This is a genomic window from Thalassotalea sp. Sam97, from assembly GCF_041379765.1.
Lineage (GTDB): Bacteria > Pseudomonadota > Gammaproteobacteria > Enterobacterales > Alteromonadaceae > Thalassotalea_A > Thalassotalea_A maritima.
In genome coordinates this window covers 1812591-1830003 of the sequence record NZ_CP166919.1, presented here as the reverse complement: position 1 = coordinate 1830003, position 17413 = coordinate 1812591, and the positions used below count along the sequence as shown (strand labels likewise).

The following is a 17413-nucleotide window of genomic DNA, read 5'->3' as shown; positions in this document are numbered from 1 at the left end:
TGTGGCGCATTTTATAAAGCGCTTTCTTGGTGTGCCAGGTTCGATTAAAAACGCACGCATTTTACGACATCTTGTTACTAAATGTAATTAAAATGTCGTTAAATTTCATCAAAAGCATCTGGGATACAAGGTGGTTACTCTTATTTCATGTTTTGCTAACATTTATATGAGGCTTACCTTACATGTGTTGCATTCGTTCAACAGTTGCCCAATGTTTGGTTATAACTTGAACGTTAAGTGTTGGTTTGTTGTCGGCTACGATTTTAAAAATGGCGATTCATAACCGTTGGGTTTGAGCGCTAACAAGTCACAATTAAGTCTATCAATGACCTGCTCAGCGGTGTTGCCGATTAATACCGCAGATAAGCCGGTACGGCCAATGGTGCCGAGGATCACCAATTCGGCATCAATTTCTTTCGCGACGTGATCAATCACATCTTCTGGTAGGCCTTCTTCAACATGCAAGTGCTCGGCATCGATGCCATATTTGTGCGCATGCTGTTGCATCACTTCAAAATGATGCTTCTTCATTGTCTCGTTGTATTCGTGAGGGTCGAACTCTGGAATTTCTATGGCAATATTGACAGGGGTGCCAGGATAAGAATTAACGAGGTGGACGTTGGCGCTAAGTAGATTTGCCAGCTGTAAGGCTTCTTCGGTAATTTTGTTATTTAACGATTGGTGCTCTGGCTCTTCACTTCCCGCATTGATGGCAGCGAGAATATGACCGTCTTTAGGCCAACTATGATCTTTAACCAGTAATAACGGCACCCAGCACTTGCGAATTAAATGCCAATCGGTAGGGGTAAATATCACTGACTTTAATGTCGGATGCTCATGGGTGCTTTTGATCACTAAATCATAATAATGATCTCGAACTTCAGATAATGTCGCTTCAAACGGACGATTGTGCCAAATGACTTTGGTATCAATTTCTTGGGTATAGTGATTTAATAGATTATTGAGCCAAGCGTTACGACCCTTTAGTACCGTTTCTCGCATTGCTTCACGTTCATCAACCGACAACATAGTGGTCATTTCGTAAGAAAAATCATATATCACTAATAATGCCGTGATTTTAGCGCCATTATGCTTGGCAAGGGTACATGCACGCGCGAGCGCTTTTTGCTCGTCTGTGTCGGGATCGATGACCACTAAGATATTTTGATACGTTTCCATAACCATTACCTACCTGTTGCTCGCGCTGTTGTCGTGAAATACTCAACTAATGAATATCAGTAAGCTTAACGTGTTAGCTAGAGGGTTACAAATTTGTTAATGGTAAAACGCTAGAAAATAAAAAAGGTGTTGATATAAATCAACACCTTATAACGTCCACTTAATAATTTTGGGTTATTTTTGTATACCCGCTAATCGAGCTAAGCCGTCTTTATCAATAATGGTGATAAGTTTGTTTTCCACTTGAATTAAGCCATCTTTTTGAAAACGTGTCATGAGACGAGAAATGGTTTCGATGGTTAAACCAATGTAGTTGCCTATTTCACTGCGAGTCATTGGCAAGTTAAATTGCAGTGACGACAAATGACGGTTACCCAAGCGGCGACCGTACTTAACCAAAAAAGTCGCTAATTTTTCTTCGGCATTTTTACGATTTAGCAATAGCAACATCTCATTATTACAGGAGATCTCATCGCTCATTAAGTTCAGCATTTGCGCTTTTAAACGCGGAATTTTATTTGATAAGCTATCGAGAACTTCGTAAGGTATTTCACAAACCATCGATGTCTCTAATGCTTTAGCAAAGCTAGGGTGGGTTCGGCTCGCTAGGGCATCAAAGCCCATTAAATCGCCCGCTAAATGAAAACCTGTAATTTGCTCTTCGCCTTGTTCAGAAATCACAAAGGTTTTGAAAGTGCCTGAGCGAATTGCATAAAGCGTTTTTAATGGCTCACCGGCTTTAAAAATTTGCGTATTTTTTTGTATTGGTTTTTTACGCTCAATGATTTCATCTAATAGATTTAGTTCGTTTTCATTTAAACTAAACGGTAAACACAATTCACTGATACTGCAGTTTTGACATTTGATGTTTGGAGCAATCGACGATGCCATAAGTTTATATCACCAGCTATAAAATTAACTGGCGACAGACTACTAAAGAATTTGATTTAACGCAATTAATAAGCTGTAAAAGCCATAAAAAATCAATAGCAATCCAGTTAGCTTACGGAATCTATCATTACGTAGTACTTGTGTGACAGATTGCAACGAGGTGGAGACGGCAAGCAACGCTGGTAAGGTACCAAGACCAAAAGCAAGCATAATTAACGCGCCATCAATCGCATTGCCACTGGCCATTGACCAGGTTAGGGTAGAGTATACTAAGCCACAGGGTAACCACCCCCAAATAGAACCCAAAGCGAGCGCTTTTAACGGCGAGTCAACGGGGAGAAGGGGCTTACTCAATGGTTGAATGTAGCGCCAAATGACTTTGCCAATGGATTCTATATGGGTTAACAAAAACCAAATTCGTGCGACATAACAGCCCAGCAGAATCAAAAACACACTAGCAATAACCTTGAGCCAAATCACTTGTGCACCAATCGACTTTACCGCGAGAGAACTGCTAAAGCCAACAACCGCGCCAATTAAGGTGTATGAGGTAATACGCCCCATGTTATAGCAAACAATATACAGGCGTTGGCTGCGGGCATGGTTATTGGGGTTAACAAGTAATGACGATATACCGCCGCACATGGCGATACAATGGCCTGCACCAGCTAAGCCTATTAACAGTGCCGATATAAAATCAAGGGGCATTAGCGCGTTTGATCCGAATCTTGCGCTTGTTGCGGTGATTTTTCGTTACCACTTTCCGATGCATCGTAGTGGTTACTGTGTTTTACTGACGATTGAGGTGCGTCTTTGGCGGTTTGTTGTTTATTGCTTTTTTCATCATCAAACAAAATACTCATACCTTGCTTTTCTAAATCGTCGAATTGCTCCGTTTTTACCGCCCAAAAAAACAAATAAATAGCAATCGCAGTAAATAAAATCGCAATAGGGATCAGAATATAAATAACGCTCATGGGTTTATTTTCTCAACAATCGTAATGAGTTAGTAACAACGATAATCGAACTGGCCGACATGCCCAATACTGCCATATATGGGGTGATAAAACCAGAGACAGCAAGCGGTAAGACAATCGCGTTGTAGGCAAACGCCCAAGCGAAATTCTGCTTTATGATACGTCCGGTTTGGCTCGATACATTAAACAACTGTAAGAGACTGCTTAGCTTATTGTTTAACAGAATAACATCTGCGCCACTTTTGGCAATTTGTGTACCGCTACCCATGGCAATGGCAACGTGCGCTTTGGCAAAAACAGGGGAGTCATTTACACCATCACCGACCACAGCAACCGTACGCCCAGAGGCCTGTTGTTGCTCAATAATCGCTAATTTGTTGTTGGCCGTGCAGGTATGGTGATATTCATCTAAGGTTATATGGTGTTTAAACTTATTAACACCACCGGCGTTATCACCACTGATCATTAAAGTGTAAATGTGTTTGGCTTTGATTGCCTGCAGAACCGTTTTGCCATCGTCGCGTATGACGTCGTCAAGATACAGTGCTGCAAGCAGTTGACCGTTACAGGTGAATAAACATTGCGCATTGGCGATGTCATCACTTACTGCTGCTGATTCATTAATCCAGCTCACTTTACCTACGCTCAGCTCTGCATCGTGGTAGCGCGCCTTGATACCACAGCCAGGAACAATCTCCACATCATCAACTTGAACTGAAAAATCTCGATATTGGCTAAATGCCTTTGCAATAGGGTGCTCGGAATGACTTTCCATGGCGGCAATGAGTGTCAATAGATGTTGCTTATCAAGATCGGGGGCGAGCAGTTTGACATCGGTTAGACTGAATTCACCGTTGGTTAGCGTACCGGTTTTATCAAACGCGATCGTGTCGATTTTCGGCATACTTTCCAGTACGTGACCCGATTTGATCATGATACCGTCGCGATTTAACCGAATTGTGCCGCAAGTAAGCGCCGTTGGCGTGGCAAGCGATAAAGCGCAAGGGCAGGTCGCCACCAGTACCGATAAGGTTATCCAAAATGCTTCACTTGGCTCATGCTGATACCAATAAATGGATGTGCCTATCGCCGTTAATAAGATGATAGCAACGAAATATTGGGCTATGGTATCAGAAAGCTGAGCGATTGCCGGCTTATGTGCTTGTGCGTGTTCGCTCAAGCGAATAAGGTTGGTTAAAAAGCTATCGGAATTACTTTTATTAATTTCAATTTGCAAGTTACCGTCGCCATTGACCGTACCTGCAAATACTTGCTCGCCTATCGCTTTACTGACGGGCTCATGTTCACCGGTTAGCATCGACTCATCGATACTGGACTTGCCATGGTAAATGGTACCATCACCAGGAATGGTTTCGCCTGGTTTTACCAATACGCGATCACCTGCTTGCAGTGTTTTGGCACTGACAACGGATTCTTGTTCATCATTGAGTAAGATAGCACTAAGTGGCATCAGTTTGAGTAAATTGGCCGACACTTCTGCGGCACGGGCTCGGGCACGAAACTCTAAGAATTTACCGATTAACAGTAAAAACGTGAACATAGCCAGTGATTCGAAATAGACTTCACCGGTTTGGAAAAAAGTGGCCCATGCACTGGCACAAAACGCAAGTATAATGGCAATCGATACAGGCACATCCATGGATAGTCGGCGTGCACGCAGGGCACTTATCGCACCGGTATAAAATGGCCAGGCTCCGTAAGTCACGATCGGTAAGGTTAATACAAAGCTGGTACCGCGCAAATACGTTAAATTATGCTCGGCTAAGTCGGAAAATGCACCAAAATATAACCCAACGGCAATCATCATCACTTGCATAGTTAATATGCCACTAACGCCTAGGCGACGGATGAATTGTTTGCTGTGCTTGATATTGTTTTGTTCAACTTGATTGGCCTTAAAGGGCAGGGCTTGATAACCAATGCGAGCAATATCTGTGATGATATCACTGAGTCTAAGTTTTTCGTTATCCCAAGCAATCGTGGCGCGTTGAGTTGTAGCATTGACTTGCACTTTAGCTATGCCGTCTTTATCTCCAAGGCGCTTTTCGATTAACCAAGCACAGGCCGCGCAGCTCATGCCGTCGATGGATAAGATGGTTTCTTTGTGATCATCGACATCAAAGGTGAATTCGTTTTGTAAGTTGGCGTCATCGATGAATTGGTTAGCTTTTAGGGCATCGGGTACCAATGCCTCGGCTTTGTTACCTTTTTCACTGCGAAAACGATAATAATCTTCTAAGCTATTCGCGACGATGGTTTCAGCGACAGCTTGGCAACCAGCGCAACACATGTCTCGTAATTGGCCTTCAATGGCGACCGATAAATTTATACCTGGTGGAATTAACTCGCCACAATGGAAACAGTCCTTAGCTACAGCGGTCATAGACTCAACAAACCCTATTAAAAACGAACGAACATCTTATGTTATTGTGTGACAATGTATTGAATCGTGATCAGTAACGCAATTCAAATTCTCTAAAGTTAGCTTGTGGTAACGCAACAATTGTTTGCATTTTCCATTTGTCATCAAATGGCTCTACGACAATGCGCCATTTACCATCAATGTTGGTATTTATGCTTTGACGCATCCAACCATTACCGTCAGGGGTCAATTTTAAACTAAAGTCTCTATCGGCTAGGGTGGCATGATAAAAATGAACGTTAAGGAGTGGGAACGATTTTTCAATACCTGTTGGTTTGAAAATTACCTCTTGGTCAGTGATTTTGATGTCAAAGCGGATGCCTAGCTTTTCTGCCAGTTTGATTTTGCGGATATCTTGGTTGATTGCTTTACCTTTTTTGTAATAGTCATCCACAACAACCGTATCGGCACCTGTATTGGCGATAATTAGGGTGGTGATACCAGCGATAACCGCTGACAAAGGAAGTGCAAAGACGAGGTAAGCCCAAGGCTCTTTATACCAAGGTGTTTTCATGTAAGTGTTCCAACTTCTAATCAAATAGTACTACGTAGTGATATTATTTTCTGATCAGCTTTGCGAGCAGGTAAAGCATGCAAATGTTAGCAAACATTGCGCTTTACACGCGTTCAAAACAGTCAATTTATACAGGTTTAACAACATTGCATATTATTAAACCTGTGAAAACTGGCTCGCTTACAAAATAAAACCCTGCAGAGCAATGTCATGCAGGGTTTTGCATTAGTAATAAAAAATTACTGTGGTTGATTCGATAAGCTGTAAACGTAAGCACTGATCACGCGGATCTTATCTTCACCTAAGATAGATTTCCACGCAGGCATGACACCAGCACGACCGTTACGGATAGATTCTTGTACCGCTCGCTCACTACCACCGTATAACCAGTAGTTATCGGTTAGGTTAGGTGCGCCGAGTTCAATACCCATAGCTGCAGAGCCTTTACCGTCTGCGCCGTGACACGCTGCACACATAGCAAACTTATCTTTACCGGCGGCCGCTAATGTTGCATCAACGTTATCAGCGCGATCAGGGTTCAGGCTAAGTACGTAAGCCGCAACTTCTTTAACGCCTTGTTCGCCACCTAACATGGTTTCCCAAGCAATCATACCTTTGCCTTGACGGCCGTACAGTAGTGAATGCTCGATCGCTTCCGGTGAACCACCATATAACCAAGCATTGTCAGTTAAGTCAGGGAAGCCTGTTGTGCCTTTGGCATCAGAGCCGTGACATTGCGAACAGTTTTGTAAGAATAAACGCTGACCGATTTTCAGAGCTTCTTCATTTTGCGCTAAGTCAACAATCTCTTGTTCAGCAAATTGCGCGAAGATAGGACCGAAACGCTCGTTAGCCGCATCGATTTCACGGTCGTATTGAATCGCTAATCCGTTTTCTTTTGCAGCTGCGTTTTTCACGGCAGAGTCTTCTAAACTCATTACATCTTGGTTCGAGCTCTTCCAACCTAGTAGACCTTGGAAGTTACCTAAACCTGGATATAGGGATAAATAGCCGAAACCCCAGATGATGGTTACTAAGAAGAAGGTACTCCACCACTTTGGTAGTGGGTTGTTTAGTTCTTGGATTCCGTCAAACTCGTGATCCATTGGTTCGCCTTCAGGAACGCCCGCAAAGTTTTTCAAACACCAGCGTAACAGTATCCAACAACCAACCAAAGTACCTAAGGTTAGAACGATTATCCATGCACTCCAGAAGCTAGACATTATTATTAGTCTCCTGTTTCTCTTTCACTTGCTTTTTATCGTCGTCTTCAAAAATAGAATTGGCGGCCTCATCAAAAGATGATTTACGGCGTTTACTGAATGCCCAAATCACAATGATAATGAACAACACAAAAATCAGAACCGTAAAAATGCCTCGTAAGGTGCCTATATCCATAATTATTTCAACGCGTGACCAAGTGATTGTAAATAAGCGATAAGGGCGTCCATTTCAGTTAGACCTTCCTTACCAGTAATACTCTTTGTGGTAGCAAACTCTTTACCAGCGTTAGCGATATCTTCAGCCGAGTAAAGTGGGATAGGGTTACCATCCGAGTCTTTATGGCTACGATTTTTCGTTAACATGTTAAACAGTTCCATCTTATCAGCAGATAACTTGTTGCTGATAGGAGTTTCTGCTAACCACTTGTACGATGGCATGTTTGACTCAGGTACAACTGAACGAGGATCCATCAAGTGAGCATAATGCCAGTCATCTGAGTAACGACCGCCAACACGGGCTAGATCAGGACCAGTACGTTTCGAACCCCACAAGAATGGGTGTTCCCAAACAGATTCACCAGCAACAGAGTAGTGACCGTAACGTTCGGTTTCAGCACGGAATGGACGGATCATTTGTGAGTGACAGTTGTTACAACCTTCACGGATGTATATATCACGACCTTCCATTTCAAGCGCGGTATAAGGACGTAAATTGTCAACCGGCTGAGTCGTTTCTTTTTGGAAGAACAATGGCGTGATTTCTACCAAACCACCGATACTGATAGCAGCGATAGTTGCTGTAAAGAACCAACCAATGTGCTTTTCAACTTTTTCATGTTTATTTTGCATCGTTCAACTCCTTAAGCGATAGCTTCTTTTTGTAAACTACCTTCTTTGGCGCCGATAGTTTTAAACATGTTGTAAGCCATTAACAAGAAGCCAGCCACTACGAAACAGCCACCAACAAAGCGCATGAAGTAGAATGGGTAAGATGCTTGTAACGACTCAACGAAGCTGTAGGTTAAGGTACCGTCGGTATTAACCGCACGCCACATTAGACCTTGCATTACACCTGAAATCCACATCGCAACAATGTATAGAACGATACCTGTTGTGTGCATCCAGAAGTGAACGTTGATAAGTTTCACGCTGTACATACGACCTTGACCAAATAGGACAGGGATCAAGTGGTACATCGCACCGATAGATACCATCGCAACCCAACCAAGTGCACCAGAGTGAACGTGACCAACGGTCCAGTCAGTGTAGTGAGATAAGGCATTTACCGATTTGATCGCCATCATTGGACCTTCGAAGGTAGACATACCGTAGAAAGACAATGACACGATTAGGAAACGTAAAATTGGGTCATGGCGAAGTTTGTGCCATGCACCAGACAGGGTCATGATACCGTTGATCATACCACCCCAAGACGGTAGGAATAGAACAACTGACATCACCATACCTAAACTTTGCGTCCAGTCAGGTAGTGCTGTGTAGTGTAAGTGGTGAGGACCAGCCCAAATATATAGTGATACCAATGCCCAGAAGTGAACAATTGATAAACGGTAAGAGTAAACCGGACGCTCAGCTTGTTTTGGTACAAAGTAGTACATCATACCAAGGAAACCTGCGGTTAAAAGGAAACCTACGGCATTGTGACCGTACCACCATTGCATCATCGCATCGATTGCACCTGAGTATAGCGAGTATGACTTAGTGAAGGTTAATGGCACAGCCATTGAGTTACCAATGTGCAATACTGCAACGGTAATGATGAAGCCGCCGAAGAACCAGTTAGCAACATAAACATGAGACGTCTTACGTTGATATAAGGTACCAAAGAAAACGATGATGTAAGATACCCATACTAAGGTGATAAGAATATCAATTGGCCATTCTAGCTCAGCGTATTCTTTAGAAGAGGTAATACCTAAAGGTAATGTGATAGCAGCAAGCACGATAACGGCTTGCCAGCCCCAGAAGGTAAATGGCACAAGAGCGCCACCAAATAGGGTGGTTTTACAGGTACGTTGTACAACGTAGTAAGACGTTGCAAATAACGCACTGGTACCAAAAGCGAAAATCACCGCATTGGTATGTAATGGACGTAAGCGAGAGTACGTTAGCCAAGGTGTTTCAAAATTAAGCTCTGGCCAGATTAACTGAGCAGCGATTAACACACCTACAAATGTGCCAACTATACCCCAAATTACAGTCATTACAGTAAACTGGCGCACAACTTTGTAGTTGTAATCCATTTCTGTCAGATTGCTTTGACTCATATTAAAGGTTCCACACTTATAGTTATTAAGTTGATGTGAGCATAAAAGGTTACTTAAATCGGCGTAAACACAGGGCCACACACTATTTGTTAACCTATAGTTATAGTTCAAAAAAACAACACACGCATATTGTTATTTTTCGGAGGCGATGATATAGAGTTTGCTAGGCAATGTCACGTCATGTCTAAGGAAATTATGACCTAGATCAACAAATCGTTGTAATTTGTAATTAAAATGTAGAAAATCCCCTGCGCTAAGTCAGTATATGCAGTATTAGAGGAATATAATTTGTTTAAAAATTATGCGGTTGGCGTTATTTTATTGGCGTTACTATGGGCTGTGGTGAACAATCACCAATCGTTACCTGGCCTATCTGATGATAGACAATTTGAAGGTTGTGACTTTCAACAAGGCTCGTGTATAAACCAACAATGGTTGGCACCGATTGAATTAAGTGCTGAGCCAGATGTGATAAAGTCGGAAAGCGAGGTTGTGTTCTACTTGGTGTCTGAGCGTTTCGATGAGTCGGTTCGTATAGAGGGGTATTTGGAAGGCAAAGATATGTACATGGGGAAAATCCCACTCGTGTTTCACTTCCGAAATGGGCTGTTTTACGCCAAAACTATGATTGGTGCTTGTATTGAGCAGAGCATGATTTGGCAGATGCAATTAACCATTGACGACGGTTCAGGCCATGTGTCGTCAGTGTCCTACGAGTTCATGAGTTATCAATAACCGATACCTTGATTTCGCGTTGATGCAGGCGCAGGTTGATTGGCTAGCCCAGACAACCTTTTACCTGCATCGATATGGTTCAGTCGTTGTCGCTTAGTTGGTTTACGTTACTTGGTATCATTTTTATAACACCATGGTAACTGATTAACTGAGTAACAACCACAGTGCCACAAGGGCCATTAATAGCGCTGACAGGCGATTTACCATACGGACATTTTCCGATTTTGCGATCAATAAACCTAAGCTTTTGCCGCCACTGGCGTAAATCATCATACAGACAAATTCTGACAGTAAAATGATGCTAACGAGTAGGCTAAGCTGTGGTGTTAATGCCTGCCCTGGATTGATAAAGGGCGGTAATAATGAGATCATAAACGCCCAACCTTTGGGGTTAGCGATTGCGGTGAAAAAGCCTTGGCTAAATAAGCCTTTACGAGACACTGACTGCCTCTCATCAAGGCTGTATTGAATTGCCATCTTACCTTTGCTTAACCACATCTGATAGGCCAAAAAGATGAGATAAGTGGCGCCTAAGAATTTAAATACCGTAAAGAATGTTGGAAAGGCGAGCATCATGGTCGCCACACCTAGTACAGAGGCGATAGCAACGCTGGCAACGCCTAACAATTCACCATACATCATCCACATAGTGCGACGAATACCAACACTCATACCTAACGTTAACGCCAGTGTCATACACATCCCAGGGGTGATACTGACAAAGAAAAATGTGGTAACAAAAAGTGTTAGCTGGGTAATGTCCATATGTAGATACTTATCCTCGTAACTTCAAATTTCGCTCGTTCAGCGCCTAGATAAGGGCAAAACTCGATAATATGCATCAAGATTATCAGTGATACGCGCCGATAATTTGCATCGATATAAGACGGGGATTGTACAATGGTTTATTGGCAAAAAAAATTAAAAGGTTTGCTTGAATTTGTTAACGGTCTCTATGGATTAAGCTGAAGATATTATGGTCATATCATTATTTAGCAATGCACTAGAATACGTTATTAACGATATGAGCCCTTTCCGCCCTAAAAATTTAATCGTTAAATGTCATGTTCTTTACACTATTCATATTGTTTGTTGAGCGGTTCGTTAATGATAGCTGAGATGTTTATCTTTACTGACGCGGCACTATTTGCAAATGTACTCAGGATTAAGCAAAACCCTGTGATTAAAAGGCACGTGAGTGATGTCGTTGGTTACCACTTACGATTTTTTTCGCACAGTTGAAATAAATGTCGCAATTAAGTGAATCAACAATAATGCCGCAGCTATCATTGCAATTTTGGTAGCGTCAGGGGCAGTGAAGAAGGTTACTATAGATAATAAGAAACTCATTACGTTATGAAGTGGGCCAGTCGATTGCAGTGTCGTAATACCAGCCTCTTGAGTAGCGTTAGGTACTTTTTTAGGCTGAGCGTCAGAGCTCATAGCGAGTTTAGGGTTAGTATCGTTTAAACGACGGTTATCCTCGTCTAATTGAGGGCTGATCTCGTTAAACTTGAGCGCATTATCTGCTTCGTTACGTAACCCTTCTAATAAATCGGTTGGTGAGGTTTCGGCTTGACGACTTTTTTTTTCGTGTGACAGTTCTTTAAGGCGATCATAATCGGATTCTATAACGTTGCCCAACACATCCATATATTCTAGGGGGTGTTGATCTGTTTCCTCTATCGGCGTATTGCTATCGGCAAGCCCATCACTTAAATTTATGGAAGCATTAACCCCACTGGTTTTCATGCGCAATTGAGTATTGTTGTTACCTTTTATCATATCAGTAACAAGTAAATCGATTTGATCATCAGGTTTTGATGTAGTGTTCGCAGGCGCCTCATCAAATAACAGACTTCTGATATTTGATGAGGATTGGTTAAAACTATTGCTGTTAAAGTCTAGATTCAGTTTATCGCGATTTTGAAAGTTAAGATCTTGAATTTTTGGGTCATTCTCTGTTTTTGAAGAATTCGCTTGGCTAGCACCTGAAAGTAGGCACACAGCGACATATATTATAATAATGTAGAATTTCATATTACCTTCTGATTTTTCAATTAAAGATAATGCTCACCTTTGACTAACTTAAGCAAGCATCATTCCAATATGATTTAAGCTTTATATCAATGGCTTATGTGTAATAACAAGGGGAAATCTATCGGCATGTAAAATTTGTCGACACCTATAATGGTGTCTTTTGTATCCTATGTCATTGTCTGTAAAAGCAGCTTCCCATAATGATATTAATCAAAGATTTACCTTTGCATGGTTGCATTTTCAGTACGGAACAATCACTGTTTGCTGTTATGTCGCTATAGAGAAGGGGATACAGGCGCTATTAAGGGGACAATCTGTGGTGAAATTTATCACATAAAAAAGGCCTGCAAAGCAGGCCTTGTAATATGGCTCCCCTGGTCTGATTTGAACAGACGACACATGGATTAACAGTCCACCGCTCTAACCAACTGAGCTACAGGGGAATAATTTTTTGATAACCGCTTTTTATATAATAGAAGCCATTATCTAAATATGGCTCCCCTGGTCTGATTTGAACAGACGACACATGGATTAACAGTCCACCGCTCTAACCAACTGAGCTACAGGGGAATAATTTTTTGATAACCGCTTTTTATATAATAGAAGCCATTATCTAAATATGGCTCCCCTGGTCTGATTTGAACAGACGACACATGGATTAACAGTCCACCGCTCTAACCAACTGAGCTACAGGGGAATAATTTTTTGATAACCGCTTTTATACAATAGAAGCCATTATCTAAATATGGCTCCCCTGGTCTGATTTGAACAGACGACACATGGATTAACAGTCCACCGCTCTAACCAACTGAGCTACAGGGGAATAATTTTTTGATAACCGCTTTTATACAATAGAAGCCATTATCTAAATATGGCTCCCCTGGTCTGATTTGAACAGACGACACATGGATTAACAGTCCACCGCTCTAACCAACTGAGCTACAGGGGAATAATTTTTTGATAACCGCTTTTATATAATAGAAGCCATTATCTAAATATGGCTCCCCTGGTCTGATTTGAACAGACGACACATGGATTAACAGTCCACCGCTCTAACCAACTGAGCTACAGGGGAATAATTTTTGATAACCGCTTTATATAATAGAAGCCATTATCTTTAATATGGCTCCCCTGGTCTGATTTGAACAGACGACACATGGATTAACAGTCCACCGCTCTAACCAACTGAGCTACAGGGGAGTAGTTACGCGCTAAGCGTTAACGGAGCGGAATATTATATATCTCATCACAGCCTGTCAACACTAAAAATGATAATATATTTAACATTGCGATCGCATGCTGATTTTACATACAATTCGTTGGCAAATTAAACACTTGTTAGTTATTCAATATCTTAATCAGTTATCCACTGAATTTGTGGATAACTATGTGAATATAAGCGGGCGCTAATCCTATCCTATTGTTTTTATTGGTGTTTATAAATATCAAGTTTATCCTCTTTAATTTTAATGTACTTTAAAATCAATGTATTACAGTGGCTTTGCTGTTTTTTGTTACAAAGTGGCGATTTTGTCACCTTTCGATAAAATTTAATTAACTACTTTACGTTTGGGACTTGTATGGGTTTGCCATGATTTATGTAAATATTAGGTGTTATGGTTCATAGTAAAGGGTAGAACGGTGATTTTTGTTAGCCACAACAATCACAATCTTTTACAATAACCATCTTGGTACTTTTCTCATCTGGTTACAGCATTTCATGACCAAACAAACCGATAAAAATAAACGAAGGCAACGTGATTTGCTTAACGGCTCTGTGAGCCTGACGTTAAAGCAAATGACCGTACCCATGATTTGGGGCATGATTTTGTTAATGACGTTCAACTTAGTTGATACGTTTTTCGTTAGTTTATTGGGTACCGCGCCGTTAGCGGCGATCAGCTTTACCTTTCCAATTACCTTTACCGTGATTAGCATGGCAATAGGACTTGGGATTGGCACATCAGCGGTCATTGCCAAAACGCTTGGTAAAGGCAATAAAGATGAAGCACGTGATGTTGCTACCGTGGCGTTACTTGTCTCTTCCTTAATCGTCATTGTCTTATCTTTATTGGGTTACGCTTTTTCCGAGCAAATATTTACTCTACTGGGTGCAAAGACTGATTTATTGCCACTTATTCATCAATATATGGATTTATGGTTTTTAGGTAGTGTCGGCTTGGTCGGACCTATGATAGGTAATGCGGTGTTGCGAGCCTCCGGTGATACCCATACCCCGAGTATGATTATGGGTGCGGCTGGGTTAATTAATGCCGTTCTTGATCCGCTTTTTATCTTTGGCCTTGGGCCAATACCTGCGATGGGTATTAAGGGAGCAGCAATTGCCACTCTCGTGTCATGGGCTTTTGGTTTAGTGTTTATTACCTATATATTGGGGGTGAAGCGTCAGCTTATTCATTTAACGTTACCATCCATTGCGATAGTGACAGACTCGACTCGCCAAATATTGAAAATCGGTTTACCTGCGGCTGGGGCAAATATGTTAACACCCATTGCCGCGGCGATTATGACGGCAATTGTCGCAGGTTATGGCGAGTCGGCGGTGGCGGCATTTGGTGTGGGTTCACGTATAGAGTCAATCGCTTGCTTAGTGGTGCTAGCTATGTCGATGACATTACCACCATTTATTAGCCAAAATTTTGGTGCAGAAAAGTTGCATCGTGTTGAAGAGGCGTATCGAGTATCTATCCGCTTTGTGATGATTTGGCAATTCGGTATCTATCTTGTGTTACTGGCTACAGCACCACTGATTGCCGCCGCGTTTGCTAAAGAGCAGGCTGTGGCGGATATGATCAAGTTGTTTATATGGATATTACCGCTCGGTTATGGCTTACAAGGTATTATTATTTTAACTAACTCGTCTTTTAATGCGTTACACAAGCCTATGATGGCACTGGTGCTGTCGGTATTACGTTTATTTATATTTTATGTTCCACTTGCTTATTTAGGTAGCGTGCTGTTTGATCTTACAGGCTTATTTGTTGGCGCTGTAGTGGGTAATTTATGTATGGCTATCGTGTCTTATGTTATGTTTCGCAAACAATTTGACAGCGATAAATCATTAGCATCGAGTGTCTAGGAGGGGCAAATGAGTAAAGATTTTCAACTTGTATCAGATTATCAACCCAGTGGCGATCAGCCGACAGCCATTACTCAATTGCTTGATGGCTTAGATGCTGGCCTTGCTCATCAAACCCTATTAGGGGTAACAGGGTCGGGTAAAACCTTTACTGTGGCTAATGTGATCGCCAAACAAAATCGCCCGACGATGATTTTAGCGCCCAATAAAACGTTAGCGGCGCAGTTGTACGGTGAGATGAAAGAGTTCTTTCCGCATAACGCGGTGGAGTATTTTGTTTCTTATTATGATTACTACCAGCCGGAAGCCTATGTGCCAACGACCGATACCTTTATAGAGAAAGATGCGTCGATTAACGATCACATAGAACAAATGCGGTTGTCAGCAACCAAAGCACTGATGGAGCGTCGTGATGTGATCATCATCGCCTCGGTTTCGGCGATTTATGGTTTGGGTGATCCAGATTCTTATTTAAAAATGATGTTGCATTTAAGGCAAGGCGACATCATTAATCAGCGTGATATTCTGCGTCGACTAGCAGAGTTGCAATATACGCGTAACGATGTCGCATTTCAGCGAGCAACGTATCGGGTGCGCGGTGATGTGATTGATATTTTTCCTGCGGAATCTGATCGTTTGGCCTTACGCGTCGAGTTATTTGACGAGGAAGTTGAACGTATTAGCCAATTTGATCCGCTCACCGGTGAAATTGAAAATGTGTTGCCAAGGGTTACCGTTTACCCTAAAACCCACTACGCGACGCCGCGTGAACGTATATTGGCAGCGGTTGAACAAATTAAAATTGAGTTAAAAGAGCGAGCGCAGCAACTTAAAGAGAATAACCGCCTAGTCGAAGAGCAACGTATTGTTCAACGTACCCAGTTCGATATCGAAATGATGACAGAGCTTGGTTATTGCTCGGGTATTGAAAACTACTCTAGGTATTTGTCTGGACGCGAACCCGGTGACGCGCCACCGACGTTATTCGATTACCTGCCTGATGATGGTCTACTTATCATTGACGAGTCGCATGTCACTGTTCCGCAGCTTGGAGCAATGTATAAAGGCGATCGTTCTCGTAAAGAGAACTTGGTGGAGTATGGCTTCAGATTACCTAGCGCGCTTGATAACCGACCGATGAAGTTTGATGAATTTACTGCGTTAGCCCCACAAACCATTTATGTCTCGGCGACGCCAAGTGATTACGAACTGGAGAAAAGCGGTGATGAAGTGGCCGAACAGGTTGTACGGCCAACGGGATTATTAGACCCAGAAATTGAAGTTCGTCCAGTGGAAACGCAGGTAGATGATTTACTCAGTGAAATTCGCATACGTGTTGAACGTAACGAGCGCGTTTTAGCGACGACATTGACTAAGCGTATGGCTGAAGATTTAACCGATTATTTAACGGAACATGGTGTTGCCACCCGTTACTTGCATTCGGACGTCGATACCGTTGAGCGAATGGAAATTATTCGTGATTTACGGTTGGGTAAATTTGACGTACTGATCGGTATTAACTTATTGCGAGAGGGCTTAGATATGCCCGAAGTCTCCCTGGTAGCCATTCTTGACGCGGATAAAGAAGGCTTCTTGCGTTCTGAACGCTCGCTTATTCAAACCATAGGTCGTGCTGCTCGTAACTTAACCGGTCGGGCAATTTTATACGCGGATAGGATCACCGGTTCCATGAAGCGCGCCATCGATGAAACAGAACGACGCCGACAAAAACAGCATAACTTTAATGTGGCCCATGGTATTACACCTAAAGGCTTGGTTAAGAAAATTGCCGATGTTATGGGCGTTGATACGTCGGTGAAGCCTGATAGAGCGTTGGGGCAGGTGGCTGCTCCGAAAGCGGATATGGAATACTTATCAACAGACGAAATCGATAAACAGGTAGCACGTTTGGAAAATGAGATGTTCGAACACGCGCGAAATTTAGAATTTGAACAGGCCGCGGCATGTCGTGACAAAATCGCTAAATTGCGCGATAAGCAACTGGTGAGCTAACTATTTGAGTAGG

Annotated in this window: 15 protein-coding genes and 7 tRNA genes; 3 read left to right on the top strand and 19 right to left on the bottom strand. The window is 42.3% G+C overall.

Annotated features, from left to right (window positions below; translation table 11 throughout):
* Positions 1-255: 255 nt before the first annotated feature.
* From uspE to ccoN, 10 genes are all read right to left on the bottom strand, one after another.
* A complete protein-coding gene (uspE, locus tag ACAX20_RS08245) occupies positions 256-1179 on the bottom strand; it encodes a universal stress protein UspE (RefSeq protein WP_371185333.1) in 924 nt (307 codons plus the stop codon).
* Positions 1180-1353: 174 nt separating this feature from the next.
* Positions 1354-2070, bottom strand: a complete 717-nt coding sequence (gene fnr, locus ACAX20_RS08240; RefSeq protein WP_371185331.1) for a fumarate/nitrate reduction transcriptional regulator Fnr — start codon at positions 2068-2070, stop codon at positions 1354-1356.
* Between the two features lie 42 nt (positions 2071-2112).
* Positions 2113-2778 carry a sulfite exporter TauE/SafE family protein gene (locus ACAX20_RS08235; protein WP_371185329.1) on the bottom strand — a complete coding sequence of 222 codons (666 nt, stop codon included), beginning with the start codon at positions 2776-2778 and terminating at the stop codon, positions 2113-2115.
* Positions 2778-3047, bottom strand: coding sequence for a cbb3-type cytochrome oxidase assembly protein CcoS (gene ccoS / locus ACAX20_RS08230; protein WP_371185327.1), 270 nt, complete (start codon positions 3045-3047; stop codon positions 2778-2780). Before ccoS ends, ACAX20_RS08235 begins: the two co-directional genes overlap by 1 nt.
* Positions 3048-3051: 4 nt before the next feature.
* Positions 3052-5451 carry a heavy metal translocating P-type ATPase gene (locus tag ACAX20_RS08225; protein ID WP_371185325.1) on the bottom strand — a complete coding sequence of 800 codons (2400 nt, stop codon included), beginning with the start codon at positions 5449-5451 and terminating at the stop codon, positions 3052-3054.
* Between the two features lie 70 nt (positions 5452-5521).
* Positions 5522-6004: a FixH family protein gene (locus tag ACAX20_RS08220; protein ID WP_371185323.1), complete on the bottom strand. Its 483-nt coding sequence runs from the start codon at positions 6002-6004 to the stop codon at positions 5522-5524.
* Between the two features lie 239 nt (positions 6005-6243).
* Positions 6244-7227 carry a cytochrome-c oxidase, cbb3-type subunit III gene (ccoP, locus tag ACAX20_RS08215; RefSeq protein WP_371185321.1) on the bottom strand — a complete coding sequence of 328 codons (984 nt, stop codon included), beginning with the start codon at positions 7225-7227 and terminating at the stop codon, positions 6244-6246.
* Positions 7220-7402, bottom strand: coding sequence for a cbb3-type cytochrome oxidase subunit 3 (locus ACAX20_RS08210; protein WP_371185319.1), 183 nt, complete (start codon positions 7400-7402; stop codon positions 7220-7222). The genes ccoP and ACAX20_RS08210 overlap by 8 nt, the downstream gene beginning before the upstream one ends.
* 2 nt (positions 7403-7404) lie before the next feature.
* Complete coding sequence (ccoO, locus tag ACAX20_RS08205) at positions 7405-8076, bottom strand: cytochrome-c oxidase, cbb3-type subunit II (protein ID WP_371185317.1); 672 nt, start codon at positions 8074-8076, stop codon at positions 7405-7407.
* 11 nt (positions 8077-8087) lie between these two features.
* Entirely contained in the window at positions 8088-9512 is a 1425-nt protein-coding gene (gene ccoN / locus ACAX20_RS08200) for a cytochrome-c oxidase, cbb3-type subunit I (RefSeq protein WP_371185315.1), read from the bottom strand.
* Between the two features lie 288 nt (positions 9513-9800).
* Here ccoN and ACAX20_RS08195 point away from each other — a divergent pair, with 288 nt between their 5' ends.
* On the top strand, positions 9801-10247 hold the full coding sequence (locus ACAX20_RS08195; protein ID WP_371185313.1) for a hypothetical protein: 447 nt from the start codon (positions 9801-9803) through the stop codon (positions 10245-10247).
* 144 nt (positions 10248-10391) lie between these two features.
* Here ACAX20_RS08195 and ACAX20_RS08190 read toward each other — a convergent pair whose 3' ends face one another.
* From ACAX20_RS08190 to ACAX20_RS08150, 9 genes are all read right to left on the bottom strand, one after another.
* Positions 10392-11012, bottom strand: coding sequence for a LysE family translocator (locus ACAX20_RS08190; protein WP_371185311.1), 621 nt, complete (start codon positions 11010-11012; stop codon positions 10392-10394).
* A 453-nt stretch (positions 11013-11465) separates the two neighbouring features.
* Positions 11466-12287, bottom strand: coding sequence for a hypothetical protein (locus ACAX20_RS08185; protein WP_371185309.1), 822 nt, complete (start codon positions 12285-12287; stop codon positions 11466-11468).
* Between the two features lie 366 nt (positions 12288-12653).
* A tRNA-Asn gene (locus tag ACAX20_RS08180) sits at positions 12654-12730 on the bottom strand.
* A gap of 50 nt (positions 12731-12780) precedes the next feature.
* Positions 12781-12857: transfer RNA gene (locus ACAX20_RS08175), tRNA-Asn, on the bottom strand.
* Positions 12858-12907: 50 nt separating this feature from the next.
* Positions 12908-12984 (bottom strand) — tRNA-Asn (locus ACAX20_RS08170).
* A 49-nt stretch (positions 12985-13033) separates the two neighbouring features.
* A tRNA-Asn gene (locus ACAX20_RS08165) sits at positions 13034-13110 on the bottom strand.
* A gap of 49 nt (positions 13111-13159) precedes the next feature.
* Positions 13160-13236 (bottom strand) — tRNA-Asn (locus ACAX20_RS08160).
* A 49-nt stretch (positions 13237-13285) separates the two neighbouring features.
* Positions 13286-13362: transfer RNA gene (locus ACAX20_RS08155), tRNA-Asn, on the bottom strand.
* A gap of 48 nt (positions 13363-13410) precedes the next feature.
* Positions 13411-13487 (bottom strand) — tRNA-Asn (locus ACAX20_RS08150).
* A 520-nt stretch (positions 13488-14007) separates the two neighbouring features.
* On the opposite strand from ACAX20_RS08150, the gene ACAX20_RS08145 reads away from it, so the two are divergent.
* Both ACAX20_RS08145 and uvrB read left to right on the top strand, forming a co-directional pair.
* The gene (locus tag ACAX20_RS08145; RefSeq protein ID WP_371185307.1) at positions 14008-15387 is read left to right on the top strand and encodes an MATE family efflux transporter; all 1380 of its coding nucleotides are present in this window, start codon (positions 14008-14010) and stop codon (positions 15385-15387) included.
* A gap of 9 nt (positions 15388-15396) precedes the next feature.
* Positions 15397-17400: an excinuclease ABC subunit UvrB gene (gene uvrB / locus ACAX20_RS08140; protein ID WP_371185305.1), complete on the top strand. Its 2004-nt coding sequence runs from the start codon at positions 15397-15399 to the stop codon at positions 17398-17400.
* Positions 17401-17413 lie beyond the last annotated feature (13 nt).

Excerpts from the sequence above, each read along its gene's own strand:
- uvrB (WP_371185305.1), top strand. The coding sequence starts at position 15,397 with ATGAGTAAAGATTTTCAACTTGTATCAGATTATCAACCCAGTGGCGAT.
- ACAX20_RS08210 (WP_371185319.1), bottom strand. The coding sequence starts at position 7,402 with ATGGATATAGGCACCTTACGAGGCATTTTTACGGTTCTGATTTTTGTG.
- ACAX20_RS08185 (WP_371185309.1), bottom strand. The coding sequence starts at position 12,287 with ATGAAATTCTACATTATTATAATATATGTCGCTGTGTGCCTACTTTCA.
- ACAX20_RS08225 (WP_371185325.1), bottom strand. The coding sequence starts at position 5,451 with ATGACCGCTGTAGCTAAGGACTGTTTCCATTGTGGCGAGTTAATTCCA.
- ccoP (WP_371185321.1), bottom strand. The coding sequence starts at position 7,227 with ATGTCTAGCTTCTGGAGTGCATGGATAATCGTTCTAACCTTAGGTACT.
- ACAX20_RS08220 (WP_371185323.1), bottom strand. The coding sequence starts at position 6,004 with ATGAAAACACCTTGGTATAAAGAGCCTTGGGCTTACCTCGTCTTTGCA.
- fnr (WP_371185331.1), bottom strand. The coding sequence starts at position 2,070 with ATGGCATCGTCGATTGCTCCAAACATCAAATGTCAAAACTGCAGTATC.
- ACAX20_RS08235 (WP_371185329.1), bottom strand. The coding sequence starts at position 2,778 with ATGCCCCTTGATTTTATATCGGCACTGTTAATAGGCTTAGCTGGTGCA.
- ccoN (WP_371185315.1), bottom strand. The coding sequence starts at position 9,512 with ATGAGTCAAAGCAATCTGACAGAAATGGATTACAACTACAAAGTTGTG.
- ccoO (WP_371185317.1), bottom strand. The coding sequence starts at position 8,076 with ATGCAAAATAAACATGAAAAAGTTGAAAAGCACATTGGTTGGTTCTTT.
- ACAX20_RS08190 (WP_371185311.1), bottom strand. The coding sequence starts at position 11,012 with ATGGACATTACCCAGCTAACACTTTTTGTTACCACATTTTTCTTTGTC.
- ACAX20_RS08145 (WP_371185307.1), top strand. The coding sequence starts at position 14,008 with ATGACCAAACAAACCGATAAAAATAAACGAAGGCAACGTGATTTGCTT.
- ccoS (WP_371185327.1), bottom strand. The coding sequence starts at position 3,047 with ATGAGCGTTATTTATATTCTGATCCCTATTGCGATTTTATTTACTGCG.
- uspE (WP_371185333.1), bottom strand. The coding sequence starts at position 1,179 with ATGGAAACGTATCAAAATATCTTAGTGGTCATCGATCCCGACACAGAC.